At 63.2% G+C, this 19,682-nt stretch carries 20 protein-coding genes and 1 riboswitch; of the genes, 10 read left to right on the top strand and 10 right to left on the bottom strand.

The genetic code is table 11. The features are described from left to right. Window positions 1-3: 3 nt before the first annotated feature. Entirely contained in the window at window positions 4-465 is a 462-nt protein-coding gene (soxR, locus tag ABIE18_RS18385; RefSeq protein WP_498698814.1) for a redox-sensitive transcriptional activator SoxR, read from the bottom strand. Window positions 466-533: 68 nt separating this feature from the next. Here soxR and ABIE18_RS18380 point away from each other — a divergent pair, with 68 nt between their 5' ends. Together ABIE18_RS18380 and ABIE18_RS18375 are read left to right on the top strand one after the other, a co-directional pair. Beyond that, on the top strand, window positions 534-1,949 hold the full coding sequence (locus ABIE18_RS18380) for an MFS transporter (protein WP_499724045.1): 1,416 nt from the start codon (window positions 534-536) through the stop codon (window positions 1,947-1,949). Window positions 1,950-2,234: 285 nt separating this feature from the next. After that, the gene (locus ABIE18_RS18375) at window positions 2,235-3,986 is read left to right on the top strand and encodes a DEAD/DEAH box helicase (protein WP_499724044.1); all 1,752 of its coding nucleotides are present in this window, start codon (window positions 2,235-2,237) and stop codon (window positions 3,984-3,986) included. A gap of 130 nt (window positions 3,987-4,116) precedes the next feature. On the opposite strand, the gene ABIE18_RS18370 is transcribed toward ABIE18_RS18375, so the two are convergent. The 5 genes from ABIE18_RS18370 to ABIE18_RS18350 all read right to left on the bottom strand — a co-directional run bounded on the left by ABIE18_RS18370 (window position 4,117) and on the right by ABIE18_RS18350 (window position 7,454). Beyond that, on the bottom strand, window positions 4,117-4,767 hold the full coding sequence (locus ABIE18_RS18370; protein ID WP_499724043.1) for an MBL fold metallo-hydrolase: 651 nt from the start codon (window positions 4,765-4,767) through the stop codon (window positions 4,117-4,119). 9 nt (window positions 4,768-4,776) lie between these two features. After that, window positions 4,777-5,784: an aldo/keto reductase gene (locus tag ABIE18_RS18365; protein WP_499724042.1), complete on the bottom strand. Its 1,008-nt coding sequence runs from the start codon at window positions 5,782-5,784 to the stop codon at window positions 4,777-4,779. 204 nt (window positions 5,785-5,988) lie between these two features. Continuing rightward, window positions 5,989-6,375, bottom strand: coding sequence for a DMT family transporter (locus ABIE18_RS18360; RefSeq protein ID WP_499724041.1), 387 nt, complete (start codon window positions 6,373-6,375; stop codon window positions 5,989-5,991). 2 nt (window positions 6,376-6,377) lie between these two features. Continuing rightward, window positions 6,378-6,692 (bottom strand): DMT family transporter, encoded by a 315-nt coding sequence (locus ABIE18_RS18355; protein ID WP_431116755.1) that lies wholly within the window; start codon window positions 6,690-6,692, stop codon window positions 6,378-6,380. A gap of 9 nt (window positions 6,693-6,701) precedes the next feature. Continuing rightward, window positions 6,702-6,767, bottom strand: a riboswitch (guanidine-III (ykkC-III) riboswitch). Between the two features lie 57 nt (window positions 6,768-6,824). Then, a complete protein-coding gene (locus ABIE18_RS18350; protein WP_499724040.1) occupies window positions 6,825-7,454 on the bottom strand; it encodes a HutD/Ves family protein in 630 nt (209 codons plus the stop codon). 96 nt (window positions 7,455-7,550) lie between these two features. Here ABIE18_RS18350 and ABIE18_RS18345 point away from each other — a divergent pair, with 96 nt between their 5' ends. The 3 genes from ABIE18_RS18345 to ABIE18_RS18335 all read left to right on the top strand — a co-directional run bounded on the left by ABIE18_RS18345 (window position 7,551) and on the right by ABIE18_RS18335 (window position 9,371). After that, window positions 7,551-8,147, top strand: a complete 597-nt coding sequence (locus ABIE18_RS18345; RefSeq protein WP_499724039.1) for a phosphoribosylanthranilate isomerase — start codon at window positions 7,551-7,553, stop codon at window positions 8,145-8,147. Between the two features lie 285 nt (window positions 8,148-8,432). Further along, a complete protein-coding gene (locus ABIE18_RS18340) occupies window positions 8,433-8,882 on the top strand; it encodes an SRPBCC family protein (protein ID WP_216926601.1) in 450 nt (149 codons plus the stop codon). 87 nt (window positions 8,883-8,969) lie between these two features. Further along, window positions 8,970-9,371: a YccF domain-containing protein gene (locus ABIE18_RS18335; protein ID WP_216926600.1), complete on the top strand. Its 402-nt coding sequence runs from the start codon at window positions 8,970-8,972 to the stop codon at window positions 9,369-9,371. Window positions 9,372-9,442: 71 nt separating this feature from the next. On the opposite strand, the gene ABIE18_RS18330 is transcribed toward ABIE18_RS18335, so the two are convergent. The 3 genes from ABIE18_RS18330 to ABIE18_RS18320 form a co-directional block, all read right to left on the bottom strand. After that, window positions 9,443-10,207, bottom strand: coding sequence for a 2-phosphosulfolactate phosphatase (locus tag ABIE18_RS18330; protein ID WP_499724038.1), 765 nt, complete (start codon window positions 10,205-10,207; stop codon window positions 9,443-9,445). Then, complete coding sequence (locus tag ABIE18_RS18325) at window positions 10,204-11,073, bottom strand: DUF4031 domain-containing protein (RefSeq protein ID WP_499724037.1); 870 nt, start codon at window positions 11,071-11,073, stop codon at window positions 10,204-10,206. Before ABIE18_RS18325 ends, ABIE18_RS18330 begins: the two co-directional genes overlap by 4 nt. Window positions 11,074-11,204: 131 nt before the next feature. Then, complete coding sequence (locus ABIE18_RS18320; RefSeq protein ID WP_499724036.1) at window positions 11,205-12,539, bottom strand: FAD-binding oxidoreductase; 1,335 nt, start codon at window positions 12,537-12,539, stop codon at window positions 11,205-11,207. A gap of 288 nt (window positions 12,540-12,827) precedes the next feature. Here ABIE18_RS18320 and ABIE18_RS18315 point away from each other — a divergent pair, with 288 nt between their 5' ends. The 5 genes from ABIE18_RS18315 (at window position 12,828) to clpB (ending at window position 18,747) form a co-directional block, all read left to right on the top strand. Next, entirely contained in the window at window positions 12,828-13,238 is a 411-nt protein-coding gene (locus tag ABIE18_RS18315; RefSeq protein WP_416417530.1) for a TOBE domain-containing protein, read from the top strand. Further along, on the top strand, window positions 13,235-14,026 hold the full coding sequence (modA, locus tag ABIE18_RS18310; protein WP_499724035.1) for a molybdate ABC transporter substrate-binding protein: 792 nt from the start codon (window positions 13,235-13,237) through the stop codon (window positions 14,024-14,026). The genes ABIE18_RS18315 and modA overlap by 4 nt, the downstream gene beginning before the upstream one ends. Window positions 14,027-14,034: 8 nt before the next feature. Further along, a complete protein-coding gene (locus ABIE18_RS18305) occupies window positions 14,035-14,862 on the top strand; it encodes an ABC transporter permease (RefSeq protein WP_499724034.1) in 828 nt (275 codons plus the stop codon). Beyond that, the gene (locus ABIE18_RS18300; RefSeq protein WP_499724033.1) at window positions 14,859-15,938 is read left to right on the top strand and encodes a sulfate/molybdate ABC transporter ATP-binding protein; all 1,080 of its coding nucleotides are present in this window, start codon (window positions 14,859-14,861) and stop codon (window positions 15,936-15,938) included. Before ABIE18_RS18305 ends, ABIE18_RS18300 begins: the two co-directional genes overlap by 4 nt. A 151-nt stretch (window positions 15,939-16,089) precedes the next feature. Next, window positions 16,090-18,747: an ATP-dependent chaperone ClpB gene (gene clpB / locus ABIE18_RS18295; RefSeq protein WP_499724032.1), complete on the top strand. Its 2,658-nt coding sequence runs from the start codon at window positions 16,090-16,092 to the stop codon at window positions 18,745-18,747. An 8-nt stretch (window positions 18,748-18,755) separates the two neighbouring features. Here the strand turns inward: clpB and ABIE18_RS18290 are convergent, their stop codons facing one another. Continuing rightward, complete coding sequence (locus ABIE18_RS18290) at window positions 18,756-19,625, bottom strand: septum formation family protein (RefSeq protein ID WP_499724031.1); 870 nt, start codon at window positions 19,623-19,625, stop codon at window positions 18,756-18,758. Between the last annotated feature and the right edge of the window lie 57 nt (window positions 19,626-19,682).

Below are 19,682 nucleotides of genomic sequence, written 5' to 3'. Positions count from 1 at the left end.
GGATTATCCGGGCTGGTTCCAGCGTTGCGCTCCTGCCCCGGTCGCCCCCAGTTCGTCGGCGGGGTTCTGAAGTGTGCACGATTTCAGGCTGAGGCAACCACAGCCGATGCAGCCATCCAGATCGTTCCGCAGGTGTTGCAGGGCAGCAATCCGTTCATCGAGTTCCTTGCGCCACCGCGACGATAACCGTGTCCAGTCCCGTTTGGTGGGCGTCCGCCCGTCCGGCAGGGAGTCCAGCGCCTCACGGATGTCCTTCAGAGGAAGGCCAACTCTTTGCGATGTTTTGATGAATGCCACCCGACGCAGCGTTTCGCGCCGGTACCGGCGCTGGTTGCCGGCCGTGCGTTCAGCGGTGATGAGCCCATTGCGTTCGTAGAAGTGAAGGGCCGACGGCGATACTCCGCTGCGCTCGGAAAGCTCACCGATGCTCAGGGGCCGGTGGGCGCTGCCTGGAACCTGTGGCATGGCTGGTCCTCCGGTGGCGGGCGTGGTGGATTGACCTCAACATTAGTTGAGGTTCTAGGGTAACGTCCATGACCTCTGATACCTCAACGGCGGGGATACTCCGCCGTCCATACCTGCTGGCCACCGTTGGTGCTTGTGCGCTCGTTTTCCTCAGCGCCTTCGAGTCCCTGGCGGTAACCACCATCATGCCGCTCGTCAGCCGGGACCTGGACGGAGCCAGCCTTTATGCGCTTGCCTTCGCCGGCCCCCTGGCAACTGGCGTGATGGGCATGGTGGGAGCAGGTAACTGGTCTGATCGTCGTGGTCCGACGGCGCCGCTGTACGCGTCGGTGGCACTTTTCGTTGCGGGCTTGCTGATTGCAGGAACAGCCGGGAGCATGGAGGTCCTGGTGCTGGGAAGGCTCGTGCAGGGACTTGGTGGCGGTGCCATGACCGTTGCGTTGTACGTGCTCGTGGCACGGGTCTACCCGCCTGCTCTGCATCCCAAAATCTTTGCCGCCTTTGCCGCTTCCTGGGTGATCCCTTCTCTGGTGGGCCCGTTCGCGGCAGGCATCGTGGCACAGCTCAGCAGTTGGCACTGGGTATTCCTGGGCGTCGTGGGGCTGGTTGTTCCTGCACTGCTGATGGTGGTGCCGGCTGTGCGGGGGATGGCTCCCGACGCCGAAACAGATACCCAGCGCGTGCCATGGGCTTTTGGACGCATGGGCTGGGCTGCGCTGGCTGCCCTGACTGTCCTCGCGCTGAACCTGTCAGCAGAGGTGCCGGGTGCGGGCGGGGTGATTGCCGTCGTCGCGCTCGTCCTTGCTGTGGTGGCGGTCAGGCCGTTGGTCCCGCGCGGAACCCTGGTTGCCCGCCGAGGCCTTCCCAGCGTGATCCTCACCCGTGGTTTGGCATCGGCGGCATTTTTCGGCGCGGAGGTCTACCTGCCGTACCTGCTGACGGAACAGTACGATTTCACTCCGACGTTTGCCGGGCTCACGCTAACCGGCGCCGCGCTCGCATGGGCAGGAGCATCCGCTCTGCAGGGCCGGTTGGGTTCCAAGCTGGCCGATGCACTCGCCGTTAAAATTGGTGCTGCGCTGGTGCTGGTGGCCATCGTGCTGGCGTTGGTGACAGCGGCATTGGCGCTGCCGGCGGCCATTGCCATCGGAGGCTGGATCCTTGCCGGCGGCGGCATGGGACTCATGTACCCGCGGCTGAGCGTCATGACGTTGGCACTCTCGACTCCCGATAACCAGGGCTTCAACAGCGCAGCGATGTCCATCTCCGACTCCTTGGGCGGCGCCTTGGCCCTCGCTGCCACTGGACTCGTCTTCGCAGCATTTACGACGACGAACCCGTTTGCGGGGGTCTTCGCACTGACGGCGGTGATCGCCGTCGCCGGGGTTGTCATAGCCCCACGGGTCGCCACCCGGAAAGGGGCCTCCAAAACCCCGAACACCCCCAACGCCGAACCCCGACTCACGCTCACCCAACCCAAGTAACGCGGGCCTGAACCAGCCCGATGCAGGGCTGGACGCCGAACACTGCTAGACTGGGAACACTTGATGTGCGGTGACGCCCTGAAGCAGGTGGCCCAACAGGCTACGTGACGGGGCATTTTTCATGTGAGAGGCACATCCTGCGTCGATGAACGCTTCCATTTGGTCCCGGCCAACGCTCCAGCAGCGAACCGGTAGACCACCTGACTTTTCCTCGGCGAACCCCTGGCCCAACCGGCGTCGGGGGCCGATGTCCGCAACTGGACACCGCCCGAAAGACATAAGTACATGACTACTTTTGCTGCCCTTGGCACGCCCAAGGCTATTGCTGATTCCCTCGCCGCAGACGGCATCGAAGAGGCATTCCCCATCCAGGTGAAGACCCTCCCGGATACGCTCGCAGGCCGCGACGTCCTGGGCCGTGGCCGCACCGGCTCCGGCAAGACCATCGCTTTCGCCATCCCGCTCGTGGCCCGCTTGGCCGAGCGCGAGGCAAAGCACTTCCGCAAGCCGGGCCGCCCCATGGGCCTCGTCCTTGCACCGACGCGTGAACTGGCGACCCAGATCAACGCCACCATCGAGCCGCTGGCCAAGGCCATGGGCCTGAACACCACGGTCATCTACGGTGGCATTTCCCAGGCACGCCAGGAAAAGGCGCTGCGCGCCGGCGTCGACATCGTCATCGCCTGCCCGGGCCGCCTCGAAGACCTGATCCGCCAGCGCATCCTGACCCTCGAAGCCGTAGAGGTCACCGTGCTGGACGAGGCCGATCACATGGCTGACCTCGGCTTCCTTCCGGTAGTCAAGAAGCTCATGGACATGACCCCCGCCCAGGGTCAGCGCCTGCTCTTCTCCGCGACGTTGGACAACGGTGTTGACAAGCTGGTCAACCGTTACCTCTCCAACCCGCTCACGCACTCCGTTGATGACCCGCAGGCTGCGGTCACCACCATGGAACACCACGTCCTGGTAGTCAACGATCAGACCGTCAAGAAGCAGCTCATCGTCGAACTGGCCTCCGGCGCCGGCCGCCGCGTCCTCTTCATGCGGACCAAACACCACGCCCGCAAGCTTGCCAAGACCCTCACCGACGCCGGCATCCCCGCCGTCGACCTCCACGGCAACCTGTCGCAGAACGCCCGCGACCGCAACTTGGCTGAGTTCTCCAACGGTGACGTTCGCGTCCTGGTGGCCACCGACGTCGCAGCCCGCGGCGTGCACGTTGACGACGTCGAACTCGTCATCCACGTTGACCCGCCCACAGAGCACAAGGCTTACCTGCACCGCTCAGGCCGCACGGCCCGCGCCGGTTCCGATGGCACCGTTGTCACGTTGACGCTCCCGGAGCAGCAGAGCGACGTCAAGAAGCTCATGAAGGCTGCCGGCGTCGATGTATCGTTCGAGCGCGTCACTGCCAACTCGCCGTTGGTCGCCGAGCTCGTGGGCGACATCGCGGACAAGGTTGATCCCCGCACCCGTGCAGCGCTCCTCGCGGCGAAAGCACCGCAGGGTGGCGGCACGTCCACCGGCGCCAACGCCCAGCGAAAGCGCGCACGCCGAACCGGCGGCCAGGCTGCACCCACCACGGGCGGCCGTGGCGGCCGCGGCGGACGCGGCAAGGTCTCAGCTGAGCCGGTTCGCACCGACATCAACCGCGCCGATCGTCGCGCAGCAATGAACGACGACGTCGCCCGCAGCTCACGCGGTCGCGGCAAGGCTGCGGCAACTCACCGCAACGACGTTCCGGGCTCGCAGGGGCAGGGTGGCCGCAGTGGTCGTCCGGCTACCGGCCAGCGCTCTGCTACCGGTGGCCAGCGCTCAGCTTCGGCTCCGCGCACGGCATCCACCACGAGCACCCGTACTGGCGGAAACAAGGCTGTTTGGTCTTCCGCAACGGGCGCTACGTCCGGCGGATCCTACGGTTCGGGCTCGGGTGCATCCGGCAACTCCGGTCGCGGGGGCTCCGGCGCCGGTCGTCCGGCACGCAGTGGCCCGCGCCGTGCATCGGCACCGGCTTCGAACGAGCGTCGCGGCCGCTAATACGTCCACGTTGTGAGGCCCGCTTTGCATCCCCACCGCCTCCCTGACTTCGCAAGCTCAGTCAGGGAACCCGGGCGGCGTCGGCCCTGCCAAGGCTTTGGAACGCAGAGCAGGCCCCGCAACGCATGCCTCACCAGCCGCGGGCGCGCCACTCCTCAAGGTGTGGACGCTCGGCTCCGAGGGTCGTGGGCAATCCATGGCCCGGGTGCACCACGGTCTCGTCCGGGTAGGCGTCGAACAGCCGCTCTTTCACGTCGTTCAACAGTGAAGTGAAACGTGAAGGATCGCCCTGTGTGTTGCCGACGCCTCCAGGAAACAATGAGTCCCCACTAAAAATGTGGGCAGGCCCGTCCGGATCCTGGTAAACGAAAGCGATCGAGCCAGGGGTGTGTCCACGCAGGTGGACCGCCGTGATCTCGAAGTCGCCGAACTGCTCGACGTCGCCGTGACCAAGCCGGATATCTACCGGAACGGGCAGCGCATCGGCGTCGTCCGCTCCCGCAGAAGTGCTGGCGCCGGTAGCCGACACCAGCTCACCCAAGGCGCGGATGTGGTCCCAATGCTGGTGGGTGGTAGCGATTCGAACGAGCTTCGGCATCTCGGAAGTATCCGTTTCGCTGTCCTTCAGGAGTTGCTGAATGGCTGGAAGGTCGTCGGCGGCGTCGATCAACAGCTGCACGCCTGTGGCTTTCGAGGTCAGCAGATACACATTGTTGTTCATCTCGCTGACCGAGATGCTCCGGATGGTGACGTCACGCGATGAGTGAATAAGCGAATCCATCGGCTCAGTCTATGCAGTGGCCGTGTTGGTTTCGCGGCCTTGCGACACCCAGTTGGGATCGGCAGAACGTGAACCCACGACGGCGTCCGCGGCTTGGTCGAGCACCTCAAGTTGCGCTGTTCCGAGTTGCAGGGACAGTGCGCCAAGGTTCTCGTCAATGCGGTGCGTTTTGCGCGTACCGGGGATGGGGACCACCGGCAGCCCAAGGCGCTTGCCTTGGGTGAGCAGCCAAGCCAGTGCTACCTGGGCAGGAGTTGCACCCAGGTCATCGGCTACCTCGCGAACCGCGGCCACGACGGCCTGGTTTGCATCGAGGGCCTCGCCACCAAAGCGGGGAATCTTGTGGCGGAAGTCGTTTTCGCCCAGGTCGCTCGCGCTAATGGTTCCCGTGAGGAACCCGCGGCCGAGCGGCGAATAAGGCACAAAGCCAACACCGAGTTCCTTCGCTGCAGGAACAACGTTTTGCTCAACATCCCTGCTCCAGATTGACCATTCACTCTGGACCGCGGCAATGGGATGGACGGCGTTGGCCTGCCGGAGCTCCTCGGCTGTCACCTCAGACAGTCCGAGGTGCCGAACCTTGCCCTCACGGACCAGCTCCGCCATGGCCTCCACGGTTTCCACTATCGGAACGCGGAGGTCACGGCGGTGCAGGTAGTAGAGGTCAATCACGTCAGTGTCCAGGCGGCGGAGGCTGGCTTCTGCCGTCTGCCTGACGTAGGGCGCATCGCCGCGAACTCCCGTGTACCCGTTCGCGGCGTTGCCCTCTATCCCGAATTTCGTTGCCAATTGGATCTCGTCGCGCCGCTCCTTCAGGAGCCTGCCCACGAGTTCCTCGTTACTGCCCGCTCCGTATACATCTGCGGTGTCGATGAAGGTGATTCCCGCATCCACCGCATGCCTCAGGGTTTGGAGGGCTTCATCGGGGTCGATTCCCCCATAGACCGGTGTCAGGGCCATGCCGCCAAAGCCGAGGGGGCTAACAGTAAGGCCATCGCCGAGTTGAACTGCAGTCATGAACTTCTCCCATGCGTGTTGGTATTCGAAGTGCCCTTTGTTGGCGTGAACTCCATGGACGCGATGGGTATTCCTGCGCGAGGCTGCGCTCCTTCCCGGTTGCTCGGGTCCTGACGAACTCCGAAGCTGCGCGGCCCCCGTGTGTCCGGGGATTTACCAGCGACCGGGGCAGGTGCGAGTGGCGGCAACTGGGGAGGAGCGTGGCTACTCGGCTTTGGCTACAGGTTTCTCAGCAGGCAGGGCCTTCAAACCGGCAGCACAACCCACGATTCCGGCGATAAAGAGCAGCTTCAGCGGGCTGGCAGGCTCTACCCCTGTAACCATGGCCCACCCAACAGTCAGTGCCGCGCCGATTCCAACCCACACCGCGTAGGCCGTGCCCAACGGGATCCGTTTCACGGCGATCCCTAGTCCGAGCATGCTCAATGTTGCTGTCACGGCGAAGACCAGTGTCGGAATCAACTGGGTGAAGCCGTTGGAGAGTCCCAGAGCAGTAGCCCACACGGCTTCGAGGACGGCTGAAGCAAGGAGGACCAGCCAGAAGACGCCGTTCTTCGCAGAGTTCTGGGTCGTGGTGGTTGTTGCAGCCATGGCTACGCCACCACCTTCAGTCCAACCACGCACGCGCCGATACCTGCCAGCAGCAGCAGCCGGGCCGTCGTCGCCCGTTCCACCTTGGTGACCATGGCGTAAGCAGACGTCAGGACGACGCCGACACCCACCCACACCGCGTACGCCGTACCAGTAGGAATGGATTGCATGGCGATCGCGAGGCCGCCGGTACTGGCGATGACACTTATCAGGAAAACGACTGTGGGGACGGGCTTGCGGAAGCCCTTTGAGCGGTGAAGGGCAGCAGCCCAAACGGCCTCGAGCGCTCCGGAGAGAATGAGAATTAACCACGACATGACAGATCCTTTGGCCAGTCTTGTCGCGTGCCGGGTACTGAACCGTCGTCCGGAGGTTCCAGAGCGGAACCTTCATTTCAGGCTAGCAACTCCTGCGGACCGTGGCCACTTCTGGTGGCCAAAGTCACCAGCTCAGGCGTTTGCGGGGTCCACTTTGTCGATGGAGATCACGGCAACAAAACCCCGGCCCGAAATCTCGGGGCTCCGAGTATCCGAGCCCACCACGGCGTCGTACCGGTTCAACTCAACCGGTTCGGCCACGCTGGGAGCCGCGCTGGCGCCGTCGGACTCTTCCTCCGGATCTGCACCAGGCGCGACCGTGGCCTTGCCTTCCAGGAGGACGGCCAACTGGCCCTCGAAGACCGGGTGTGCGCGTTTCTTGGAGATCTCGACGATGGACGTGTACCCCTTGAACGCGCTGGCGCGAGCGATGACGTTGAGGTCGCGGATATCTCCGGTAGGTAGCGTCGCTGACGATGCTGCCTCGCCGGAGAAACGGAACGGACGATACTTCTCCAGCGGATGCTCTTCGCCGTCGACGGTCAGCAACAGCAATTCACCGTCAATGATGGTGATGACGCGTTCCATGCCAGGAAAATTGGAGAAGTCGCCGGCCTTGGAGACATCGGCGATGCTGACACGCCAATCCCATGCCCCGTCCTGGGCCGAGGCGACCTTCGGGTGGCTGGCTAATTCGCGCGTCACCCCGCCTCCGTTGCGCCACGGTTCGGGGTGGATGTCGGCAAAGCGGATGATCTCCATCCGACCAGCCTAGTGGTGGACACAGCTTCTGCGTTGTCAGCATGGCTTGCTAACGTCATATGTGGAAAACGTTGTGAGTATGGCTGGAGGCACGGAATGTTCGTCAAAGTGTGCGGCTTGAGCACGCCCGAATCCGTGCGCTCCGCCGTGGATGCCGGGGCGGACGCCGTCGGCTTCGTGCTGACGTCCAGCCCACGTGAAGTCAGTCCTGACCAAGTGCGTATCCTGCTGCCGCTGGTGCCCGCACGTGTTCATGCCGTGGCGGTGTTCCGGCATGAGCCTGCCTCCGACGCCGTTTCTGTTGCGCGCGCCGCGGGACTCACTTGGGTTCAACTGCACGGCACCCGGACTGCCGAGGACGTCAAAACAGTGCACGACGCCGGGATGCGGCTCATCCGGGCGGTCACCATGGGTGCCGCGCCCGGCGAGTTCAGTGATCTGGGCGAGGATCTGCTCTTGATTGATGCAGCCGTGCCGGGTTCGGGAGAGTCCTGGGACTATGCGTCAGTGCGTGCGAAGGGACTCGGCGGCCGGGAGTGGTTGCTCGCAGGCGGTCTCGAACCCGGCAACGTTGCCTTCGCTGCCGCTGCGGCGGATGCCTGGGGCGTGGACGTTTCTTCGGGTGTGGAGTCGTCCCGGGGCGTGAAGGACCTGGCGAAGATCCGCGCGTTCGTGGAAGCCGCAAAGGCCTGACGTTCTCTCACGTCCTGCCGCTTTTGGTGCGTTCCTCTCTCACGTCCTGCGGCTTTTGGTGCGTTCCTCTCTCACCTCCTGCCGGCGGACACCCGCGGACGGGTCATGATGTGAGAGAACGTTGGGCAAATCGGGTGATGATGTGAGAGAGCATCGGACTTAGCGCTGGCAAAGCCTAGACTCGCTCACGACGACACGATTCACTGGAACACGCCACTGGACTTTACATACGGAACTAAACGCGGAACCAAGCTAACGGACCACACGACACCAGGAGCCCAAGCAATGAGCACGGAACAGCACACCCTGACCATGATCCGCGAGTTCGACGCCCCGCGTGAGCGGATCTTCGACGCCTGGATGGACCCCGATCAGCTCACCAAGTGGTTCGGTCCCGTGGAAGTGGATGCTCCCCGCGACAAGATCATCGTGGAGCCCCGCGTGGGCGGAATCTGGCAAGTGGTCATGGCATGGACGGACGATGAGGGTGAGCAGGAAGCACCCATCGAAGCTGTCATCACGGAGCTGGACGCACCCGCGCTCCTTGTAGCAAGGGCAAAGGCTGCTCCCGACGCAGATCATGAGTACGAGGAAATGCACCTCGAATTCGAAGACCTCAACGGACGTACCCGGATGCATCTCACCCAGGGCCCCTTCGCATCGGAAGAATGGGTGGAAATGACACGGGACGGCTGGGGCACCTCGTTCGACAAGCTGGACGCGTTGCTGGACTGAATCGCCCCTGATACGTCAACAAAGTCAGGGCCGATTCAGGGCAGACCCTTAGGCTTAATGTCGGTCCGGCAAGGGAGAATTGAGACTATGAAAACGCTGCTCAACATCATTTGGCTGGTCTTCGGTGGTTTCTGGTTGGCATTGGGCTATTTCGCAGCAGGCATTATCTGCTGCGTGCTCATTGTGACCATTCCTTGGGGCATCGCCTCGTTCCGGATCGGCGCTTATTGCTTGTGGCCGTTTGGCCGGATGGTGGTGGAGAAGCCCGGTGGAACGGGTGTCTTTGCACTTCTGGGCAACGTGATTTGGCTGCTGGTGGCTGGTATCTGGATTGCGATCGGACACGTGGTCACTGCTTTCGCCATGGCCATCACCATCATCGGCATCCCGCTTGCCATCGCCAACCTGAAACTGATCCCTGTGTCCCTCATGCCTCTCGGCAAGCAGATTGTGCCGACCAACCAGCCGTTCGTCAGCACCTATCGCTGAGCCGATCCGGTCCATTTAGACGACTCGCAGCGCGGCAGACGATTCCTACCGTCCGGCCTGCAGCGAGTCGTCTAATCGGTGGGACCGACGCCCTGAAAAGCCCCATCCGTCAGCAAAGCAACCACCGTGCTGCCATCCAACTCGGCGGCAATTGCCACGTCTTCAATGAAGCCCGCATCTATCAGTTCCCGCCCACTGGAGCAGCCGCGCAGCACCGAGGCCAGCTTGGGCTCAGCGGCGTCGAAGGCCGCGGCCGCAGATCCGGCTTCCGGCGAGAAATTCCGCCGCCCCGATCCTGCTAGTCCGGCGATGAAGGCTCCTGCTCCAAGTTCGTCCTCCAAAGCTGGCCGCAACGAGCCATTGGTCCACTTCTCGCCTGCGGCGATGACAGCTATCACGGCGTCATCCGGCAGGTTCGAATGGACCCAATCGGCGGTCGCTGCGGCGTTGCGGAGGCACACAGCCACTACTTGCCGTGCTGAGTTGGCGAGCTCATGGCTCAGCGTCGAGCCGTTGGGCGATGGCAGGACCACACGCTCCAGATGCGGCGCATGACGCAGGCTCGACGGCGACAAACTCAACCCCTCCCCGCCACGCGGCCCCGCCAACGCAGCCTGATGATGGGCAGCAAATTCACTCGCTGCAGCATCCCGCATCGGGTAGGGAAAAACGGCCGCCCCACGATCCACGGCGACGCTCACGCAGGTGGTGAACGATAGAACGTCAACCACCACGGCAAGGTCGGCCCGAGGCACTATGGCGCGGGCGCCGTCGAGACCCCATTCGAACCGGACCGAGTACGGCAACTGCCGCTGGGGCGCTCCGGCTTCGCTCATGCGCGTTCGGCCGTGAGGTTGCGGCGGGCCGCCTCGAGCCAGAGTGCCTTGGCCCGTTCGCCATGGAAGAGAGGGTCCAGTGAGAGCAGATGACGCACGACGGCGGCACGCCCCTTGGCGAAGTCGTCGTCACTGACGTGGGCGTAGTCTTCCCGAACGGCAGCCAGGTAGCGAGCGTAGGACTGTTCGTCGCCTCCGAGTACGGAGAGATCGGCGTCGCAGAGGAGGGCTCCGGCATGGTCGCCGGGTTTGGGATTGTGTTCGGCTGTGAGCCGAACCAATCGGGCGACCTCGGCGACGTCGTCCGGGGCCAGGCGCGCAGCAGTCAATCGGTCCTCCGCAAGGAGCGCGGACTCTTCCTCGTCCTGCCCTGCGACACCTTCATAGACTGCATCGTGGAACCAGGCCGCCAGTGTGACTGTGCGGGCAGGGAGGGCGGGCTCCGTCAAAATGTCCAGGGCTTCGAGGACGGCGAGCAAGTGGGTCCGACTGTGGTATTTTCGGCTGTCGTCCCCCCACCTTTCGAGGAGTTCCAAGCCGAGTTCTTCGTGCCCAGGGTAGGTGCTGTTCCAGCGCTCCATCAAGGGAACAGTGAGGGCTCTGCTGCGTTCGCGCGCTGGAATGCGAAGGCCGCTCGCGATGAGTTTCCGCACCAGCACCCTTGCCTCCACGGGAATGGCACCCGCCGCGACGAGGTCGTTGTAACGGCGTTCAGGGACATCGTAGTGGTCGCCGTCGAACGCCCTTTCAGGGACTCCGGCAGCCTCGGCGAAAGCGTGAAGCTCGTCCAGGGACTTGTCCGATACGAGGTGCGAAAACACGGTGCCGTGGGCGGGCCACAGGGGCGGATCGACATATACGGCCATTGCCAAAGTGTAAGCCAAACGATCCTTCCCAGTTACCGGCTATCGGAGCGGCTACCGCCGAGCGTCCGCCCCGGAACACAGGCTTCACTGCCTGTGTGGTTCACAGCAACTGGGAAGGAGCATAAGGAATCTCAGTGCTCGGCCGGCAGGATGTTCTGGTTGCCCCTGAACACGTTATCGGGATCGAACTCGCGCTTGACCAAGGACAGGCGCCTGTAGTTCTGCTCTCCGTATGCTGCCATGATGCGGTCTTGGCCTTCGTCACCAATGAAGTTCAGCCAGACTCCGCCGGTGGTGTGCGGGGCAATGTCCTTGCGGAACTGCTTCACCCAGGCCTTGGCCTCCTGCCCGCCCTCTCGAGTCTCGGACAAGCCGAAAGGATGGCTGACCCAGGCTGCGCCACGGTGCTGCAATGGCGTGTTCGCAGCGGCAGGTCCTCCCACGGCTCCGCCCCAACGGGCTAACAGCTGCTGCGAATGTGGCCCGGGAAGCCTATGTGCTGAATCAACCAGGAGGTCCAGTGCGTCGTCGTTGAGTTCGTTGTGATAGTCGGCGCTCCAGTAGTTGTAGTGGTCTGGAGGGTCATCGATCATGCACTGGAAGTCGGCGTATTCCATGGGTGCAACCAGGTCCGCAGAGGGTCCGAGTTCCTTGAACGGTTTGGCATGCTCCTCGCCGGCTTCCACGTCGCCTGCATACATGTAGGCCATCCCGACGGCGAGTTTGCCAACCATGTCCTCCGGGACGAACTCCTCCGGCGGAGCAGTCAGGTAGACCAATGCTGTGCCCACCGCGTCCGGAGCCTCTAGAGCAAGCCCACGGAAAGCCCTCGACAAGTCCGTGGCCGCTTCGCCGGGGAACAACATGAGTCCGGCCATGACGGTAGGTCCAAGATCGTGGAGTTGAAAAGTGAGGGACGTCGCCACACCAAAGTTGCCACCGCCCCCGTGCAGAGCCCAGAACAACTCCGGGTTTTCGCCAGGGCTCGCCGTCACCTGCTCGCCGGACGCAGTGACCAGGTCCACGGAGAGCAGGTTGTCGCAAGCGAAGCCGTAGGCCCGTTCCAGCCAGCCCGATCCACCGCCCAAAGTGAAACCGGAGAGGCCCGTGGTGGAGGCGCGGCCGCCTGTGACAGCCAAACCATGTTGCTGGGTGGCCCGGTCGAATTCGCCCCAGGTGAGTCCTGCCCCGGCTTTGACCGTCTTCATTTCAGGGTTCACGCTGATGGATTTCATGGGCCGGACGTCAACCACCAGTCCGTCGTCGTTGGTGGACATGCCCGCCACCGAGTGCCCACCCGAACGCACCGCAACGTCGAGGTTGTGGATCCGGGCGTACTTAAGAGCCTCAGCCACTTCGTCGGGATTTGAACATTTAGCGATCACGGCCGGGCGACGGTCGATCATGGCGTTGAACACTTTTCGGGTTTGCTCGTAGTCCGGGTTGTCCGGACGAATCCATTCCATGGGACGCTCCTCCGCGTCGAGACTCTCTCCCTAGATCAGGGTACGGCTGCGCCTGCCAAGGAGCCATGGGTACTGCTTACGGATCCCTTTCGGGTGCTTCTCGGAGCGGACGACGGCGGCCCACACCTCTTCATGCCCGGGGCGCCAGTGCTTAGGGTTGCGTCGGGCGGGAAGAGGCGCACCAGCCGCGCTACCCGGCGCCGCGGCCTGCCACACTGAAAATTGTCATTTTTCGTTTGCGAACGAATCAAGCTGCACAATCCGCATCTGCGGAACTAGACTCGTTCCATGCCGCAAATACGGATTTCCGAAGCAGCCCGCTTCCTTGGTGTCAGCGATGACACTGTGAGGCGCTGGACTGAGAATGGAACCCTCACTGCCCGGAAGGATGCCGCAGGCCGACTCGCCGTGGACGGGCTGGAACTCGCCAAGGTTGCCCGCGATCAGTCCCACCTTCCGGACGATCCCGCCCGTACAGGCAGTTCAGCCCGGAACCGCTTCGTCGGTCTGGTCACGGGCATTACCGCGGACAAGGTCATGGCACAGGTGGAGCTTCAATGTGGGCCGTTCCGTGTGGTGTCGCTGATGAGCAGCGAAGCCGTGCGCGAGCTTGGACTGGAACTTGGGTCAGTGGCTACAGCGGTGGTGAAGGCCACAACTGTCATCATCGAAACGCCGCAGGGAAAGAGCGTCGTATGACGAACGCTCGCACCAAGGTCACCGCGCTCTTGGTTGCGGCAGCTCTGGCGGCAAGCGTGGCCGGGTGCGCTTCCAACGCCGCGGGCCCAACGGCAACCGGGAGCGGCCAGCTGGGCGGAACCATCACAATCTTCGCCGCAGCGTCCCTCAAAACAACCTTCACCCAAATGGCTCAAGACTTCGAAGCCAAAAACCCCGGCACCAAAGTGAACCTTAGCTTCGCCGGATCCTCAGACTTGGCAACGCAAATCACTCAGGGTGCACCAGCTGATGTGTTTGCCTCCGCCGACAACAGAAATATGGCGAAACTGGCCGACGCGAAGCTCGTGGACGGCACTGCCCAAAACTTCGCCACGAACGTACTGGAGATCGTCGTCCCGCCCAGCAACCCGGCGTCGATCTCTTCCTTTGCGGACCTGTCCAAGCCAGGCGTCAAAGTTGTAGTGTGTGCCAGCCAGGTTCCTTGCGGTGCGGCAACGGAGACCATCGAGAAGGGCTCGGGGACCACCTTGAGCCCGGTCAGCGAAGAGTCGTCAGTCAGCGACGTGCTCGGCAAGGTGGTCTCGCAGGAGGCGGACGCCGGACTGGTTTATGTCACGGACATCAAGAGTGCCGGGAGCAAGGTCAAGGGCATCCCGTTCCCGGAGTCGGGCAAGGCTGTCAATACGTATCCGATTGCCACAGTGGGCACCAGCAAGAACAAGGAACTCGCCCGCGCCTTCATTGCCATGGTCACCGGCAGGGACGGCCGGAAGGTTCTCAGCGATGCCGGCTTCGGCCCCTCGTAGGATCGGCCATGAGAAAACACGTCTCCGGCTATCACGGCTTCCCGCGGTGGATCTATGTGATCGCCACTGTGGGCGGATTGTTGGTGGTACTGCCACTGCTCGCGATGTTGGTGCGGGTGAACTGGTCCCAGTTCCTTCCGCTCATCACTTCTGAATCGTCCCTCGATGCGTTGGGCCTCAGTCTGAAGACGTCAGCAGCAAGCACCCTGTTGTGCATCGTGCTTGGTGTGCCGTTGGCCCTCGTCCTGGCCCGCGCGGAGTTTCCCGGGCAGCGGCTGTTGCGCTCCTTCGTGCTGTTGCCGCTCGTGCTGCCGCCCGTCGTCGGAGGTATCGCCCTGCTGTACACGTTTGGGCGGCAAGGTTTGCTCGGGAAGTCGCTCGAAATGGCTGGAATTCAGATCGCGTTTTCGACTACCGCCGTGGTGCTTGCACAAACATTCGTGGCCTTGCCGTTCCTGGTAGTGAGCCTCGAAGGCGCCCTGCGGACCGCGGGAAGCAGGTATGAGGCCGTGGCAGCCACCTTGGGCGCTCGGCCAACCACGGTCCTGGGCCGCGTCACAGTTCCCTTGGTCCTGCCAGGGCTTGCGTCGGGCGCCGTTTTGTCCTTTGCGCGCAGTCTCGGAGAGTTTGGCGCTACCCTGACCTTCGCCGGCAGCTTGCAGGGCGTCACGCGCACCCTCCCCTTGGAGATTTACCTTCAGCGCGAAACTGACGCCGACGCCGCCGTCGCTCTGTCTCTGGTTTTGGTGGCGGTGGCCGCGGCAGTAGTAGCCCTCAGTTACGGTCGACGCCCCAGCAACACTGGTGCAAGCGCCCGTGCGGACGTCCAGCCATGACGTTTGAACTGGAAGCGAGCCTTCGAGCCCGCAACTTCGACATGTCAATCAAACTTTCTGACGGCGAAACGCTAGCCATTCTCGGTCCCAACGGCGCCGGAAAATCAACTCTTCTTGGCGTGATTTCGGGCCTGCTGCGGCCGGATTCGGGGCGTGCGCACATTGGCGGCCGGCAGCTTTTTGACCTCGACGGCGGCACCCACCAATGGAGCGCCCCGCACCTGCGCGGCACTGCGCTGCTCGCTCAGGAGGCACTGCTGTTTCCGCACCTGACCGTGCTGGACAACGTCGCCTTCGGGCCGCGCAGCAAGGGCGCAAGCAAAGCCGCGGCCCGCGAAACCGCCAGGCTTTGGCTGACGGAGGTGGACGCCCTTCACCTGGAATCGCGCAAACCAGCGGAGTTGTCCGGTGGTCAGGCGCAGCGTGTGGCCGTTGCCCGGGCGCTCGCTGCCGAGCCCGGGTTATTGCTCCTCGACGAGCCGATGTCTGCCCTGGATATCCATGCAGCACCGCTGCTGCGCCGAGTCCTCAAACGGGTCCTGGCCGGACGCAACGCCATCATCGTCACGCACGATGTCCTGGACGCCTACATGCTCGCCGATCGCATCATCGTCGTAGAGAACGGGCGCATCTCCGAGGAGGGCCCAACCCGCCAAGTCCTCGAACGCCCCCGAAGCCACTTCGCGGCTGGACTTGCGGGACTCAACCTCGTCAGCGGAATCATCACGGAACAGGGAATCACGACGCCGGATGGCCGGCTTTTCGCCGGACAGCACGATCCCGAGTGGTCACCTGCACCCGGCCACGCAGGCGTGGCGGCCTTTCCGCCGTCGGCCGTTTCCGTTTTCCTTGGCGAAGTCCACGGAAGCCCGCGCAACTCGTTTGCCGTCACCATCAGGGATTTGGAGCCGCACGGCGACCAGATCCGCGTGAGGGCGGGCGGAGCGGGCCTGGGGGAGCGCAGCACGTTATCCGCCGATATCACTCCTGCGGCCTCTGCCGATCTAGGCCTGGTGCCCGGCATGAACGTGCGGTTCGTCGTGAAGTCCGCGCTGGTTTCGATCTATCCTGCCTAGGGTTTCCTCCCTGTTATTCACATAACCATGGTTTCGTCTGGACAGGTGTTTCGCCGTCGGCAAACATGGAACACATGGGCCGCAAAGCAAAGTTGAGCGTAGTAGACTCAACTTTGAAAGTATTGGTCTTACTCCAGAAAGGGAGCTCTCTTTGGACGTCAAATTCACCACCAAAAGCCAGGAGGCCCTTTCTGCGGCCGCCATGAATGCCTCTACCGCCGGCAACCCGCAGTTGGAGCCAGCTCATCTGCTGAAGGCCCTCATGGACCAGCGCGAGGGCGTTGCTGTTGCGCTCCTGCGCGCCACGGGTGCTGATCCTGATGCCGTGAGCGTTCAAGCCAGTTCGGCCATCAAGTCGCTGCCGTCCTCTTCGGGCAGCTCGGTCCAGCAAGCCCAGCTGTCCCGGCAGTCCATGCAGGCCATTCAGGCTGCCCAGAACGAGGCCGACAAACTCGGCGACTCCTTTGTCTCCACCGAGCACTTGCTGCTGGGGCTTTCGGCTGGCAGCGATGCAGTCGGAAAGCTATTGCGCGACGCCGGTGCCTCCCACGAAGCACTGCTTGCCGCGCTGCCGGGTGTCCGGGGTGATCGAAAGGTCAACTCGCCGGATCCAGAAAATACGTTCCAAGCCCTGGAGAAGTTCGGCACGGACCTCACTGCTATTGCCCGCTCAGGAAAGCTGGACCCGGTCATCGGGCGGGACAGCGAGATCCGTCGCGTGGTTCAGGTCCTAAGCCGGCGCACCAAGAACAATCCTGTGCTGATTGGTGAGCCTGGCGTTGGCAAAACCGCCGTCGTTGAAGGCCTCGCCCAACGCATGGTCGCCGGGGACGTCCCGGAGAGCCTTCGCGGCAAGACCCTCATTGCCTTGGATATGGCGTCCATGGTGGCCGGTGCCAAATACCGCGGTGAATTCGAGGAACGGCTCAAGGCGGTTCTGGAGGAGATCAAGAACTCCAACGGCCAGATCGTCACGTTCATCGATGAAATCCACACCGTTGTTGGCGCTGGCGCTACGGGTGAGAGTGCCATGGATGCGGGCAACATGCTCAAGCCGATGCTGGCCCGCGGCGAGCTGCGCCTCATTGGTGCCACCACCTTGGATGAGTACCGCGAAAACATCGAGAAGGACCCTGCCTTGGAACGCCGCTTCCAGCAGGTCTACGTGGGCGAGCCCAGCGTCGAGGACACCATCGGCATTCTGCGCGGACTCAAGGAACGGTACGAGGCCCACCACAAGGTGGCGATCGCCGACTCCGCCTTGGTCGCAGCAGCAACCCTGTCCAACCGCTACATCTCGGGCCGTCAGCTTCCGGACAAAGCGATCGACCTCGTGGATGAGGCCGCGTCACGGCTTCGCATGGAGATTGACTCAGCGCCGGAGGAGATCGATCAGCTCCGCCGTTCCGTCGACCGCCTGACCATGGAAGAACTGGCGCTTCAGGGTGAAACTGATCCTGCGTCCGTTGAGCGGCTGGCTGCCCTCCGCGCCGACATGGCTGACAAGAAGGAAGCACTCCGGGCCCTCAACGCCCGTTGGGAAGCCGAGAAGGCCGGACTCAACAGGGTGGGTGACCTTAAGGCGAAGATCGACGAACTGCGGTCAGCCGCCGAAAAGTACCAGCGCGAAGGCGACCTCGAGTCGGCATCACGCATACTTTATGGCGAGCTGCCTGCCCTCGAACGTGAGCTCAATGCGGCTGCCGAGGAGGAGTCCGCGCGCGGCGACGCAAAGCCCGAACTCATGGTCGCAGAGGATGTGACAGCAGACGACATTGCGGAGGTCATCTCAGCGTGGACCGGCATTCCTGCTGGGCGCATGTTGCAGGGTGAATCCCAAAAGTTGCTGCACATGGAAGAAGAACTCGGCAAGCGCCTGATCGGCCAAACCAAGGCAGTGCAGGCAGTTTCGGACGCCGTCCGCCGTGCGCGGGCGGGCATTAGCGATCCCAACCGTCCCACGGGCTCGTTCCTGTTCCTTGGGCCCACGGGCGTCGGCAAGACCGAGCTGGCAAAGGCCTTGGCCGACTTCCTCTTTGACGACGAACGCGCCATGATCCGGATCGATATGTCCGAGTACGGAGAGAAGCACTCTGTAGCGCGTTTGGTCGGAGCCCCTCCGGGATACGTCGGATACGAAGAAGGCGGTCAGCTGACGGAAGCCGTGCGTCGTCGCCCGTACTCTGTTGTGTTGCTCGACGAGGTGGAAAAGGCCCACCCAGAGGTGTTCGACATCCTCCTGCAGGTTCTGGATGATGGCCGCCTCACAGACGGTCAAGGACGGACGGTGGACTTCCGCAATACGATCCTGGTGCTGACGTCCAACTCCGGAAGCCAGTTCCTGGTTGACCCGTCCCTGGATGCCAAAGCCAAGCGCGATGCCGTCATGGCGGTGGTACAGGCCTCGTTCAAGCCGGAGTTCCTGAACCGTTTGGACGAGATCGTGCTGTTCGACCCCCTGTCCGTGGAGGAGCTGGCCCGGATCGTGGAGCTCCACGTTGCCGAACTCACCAAGCGTCTGCGGGACCGCCGTTTGACCCTCGAGGTGACCGACGGAGCCCGCGCCTGGCTCGCGATGTCCGGTTATGACTCCGCGTACGGCGCGCGGCCTCTTCGACGCCTCGTCCAGCGCGAGATCGGAGACCGCCTGGCCAAGGAGATCCTTGCCGGCGAGATCACCGACGGCGATACCGTCCTGGTGGATACTGCGGCCGATGTTGACGAACTCACGATCGAGGGATTTGAGTCGCTGACAGGTCCCGACGGCGGCCCGTCCGTGGGCACTGGGCTACTGGTTCGGAAGAAGTAGCTCGGGGGCTACTTGTTGAGGAGGTCTTCCTTGATGGTGTTGCCCGAATCCACAACGATGAAGCAATCAACGCGGCGGTCGCCCCGATCCCAACTGGTGGTGCTCGGGTAGACGTTCTGCTGAAGCAGTACGTACTTATCGGCCGCCGCGTGATTCAGCTTTATTTTGCCGCAGACCTCACGACCCTTGTCCTTCAGCGCATTGGTGCCGGGGAAGGAATCATCCGCTGGGTATATGTGGACGGCGCCCAGTTGGGCTGAATGCTCCGTGTCACAGGGCACGGCCCGAGCTTTGGGAGCATTGGGATCGAAGTCGGCAAAGCAATCGCCCACCTGGAAATCCTTTGCTTCCGTATCCCGCGGAAGCGGGCCGAGGCTTACCGTGGGGCTCGGAGTAGTGACCACAGCCTGCGGCCGGGTGCCCAGCAGGTTCAACAGCACCCAGATCACGACGCCGATGAGCACCAGGACACCCACCACGATTCCGCCGATGACCAGCCGCTGGCGTTTCACAGGGTCCCCATGCGGGGCGGGTTGGGGCTGCTGACGGGGATCACCTGGCTGGGAGGGACCTGCTGGCTGGGCCGGATACTGTGGCTGGCCAGGATAATCTGGCTGGCCTGAGTGCTCTGGTTGGCCTGAGTCAGCGGGCAGCGCAGGATCAGGCTGGTTGCTGGGATTAGGTACGAAGTCCGGGTCAAGATCCGGCGCAGGATCGGGCTGCAGGCCTGAAGCTTCGGGCTGTGTTCCCGAAGGTTGCTTCGGCTGCTCTCCGGGAGCCTGCGGCGGCGTGGGCGGTATCTTGGACGCAGGTGGCACCCCGGCCTCGCCTTTGTCGCGCGGTGAATCATCACGTGGTGGGGTGTTGTCCTCGCTCATATCCCGGAGTCTGCCTTCCTGCTCTGGAGCCGCATTGAGGCAGACTCTACCCAATTT

This window comes from Arthrobacter sp. 2762, from assembly GCF_040548745.1.
GTDB lineage: Bacteria > Actinomycetota > Actinomycetes > Actinomycetales > Micrococcaceae > Arthrobacter.
This window is presented reverse-complemented; position numbering and strand designations above follow the sequence as displayed.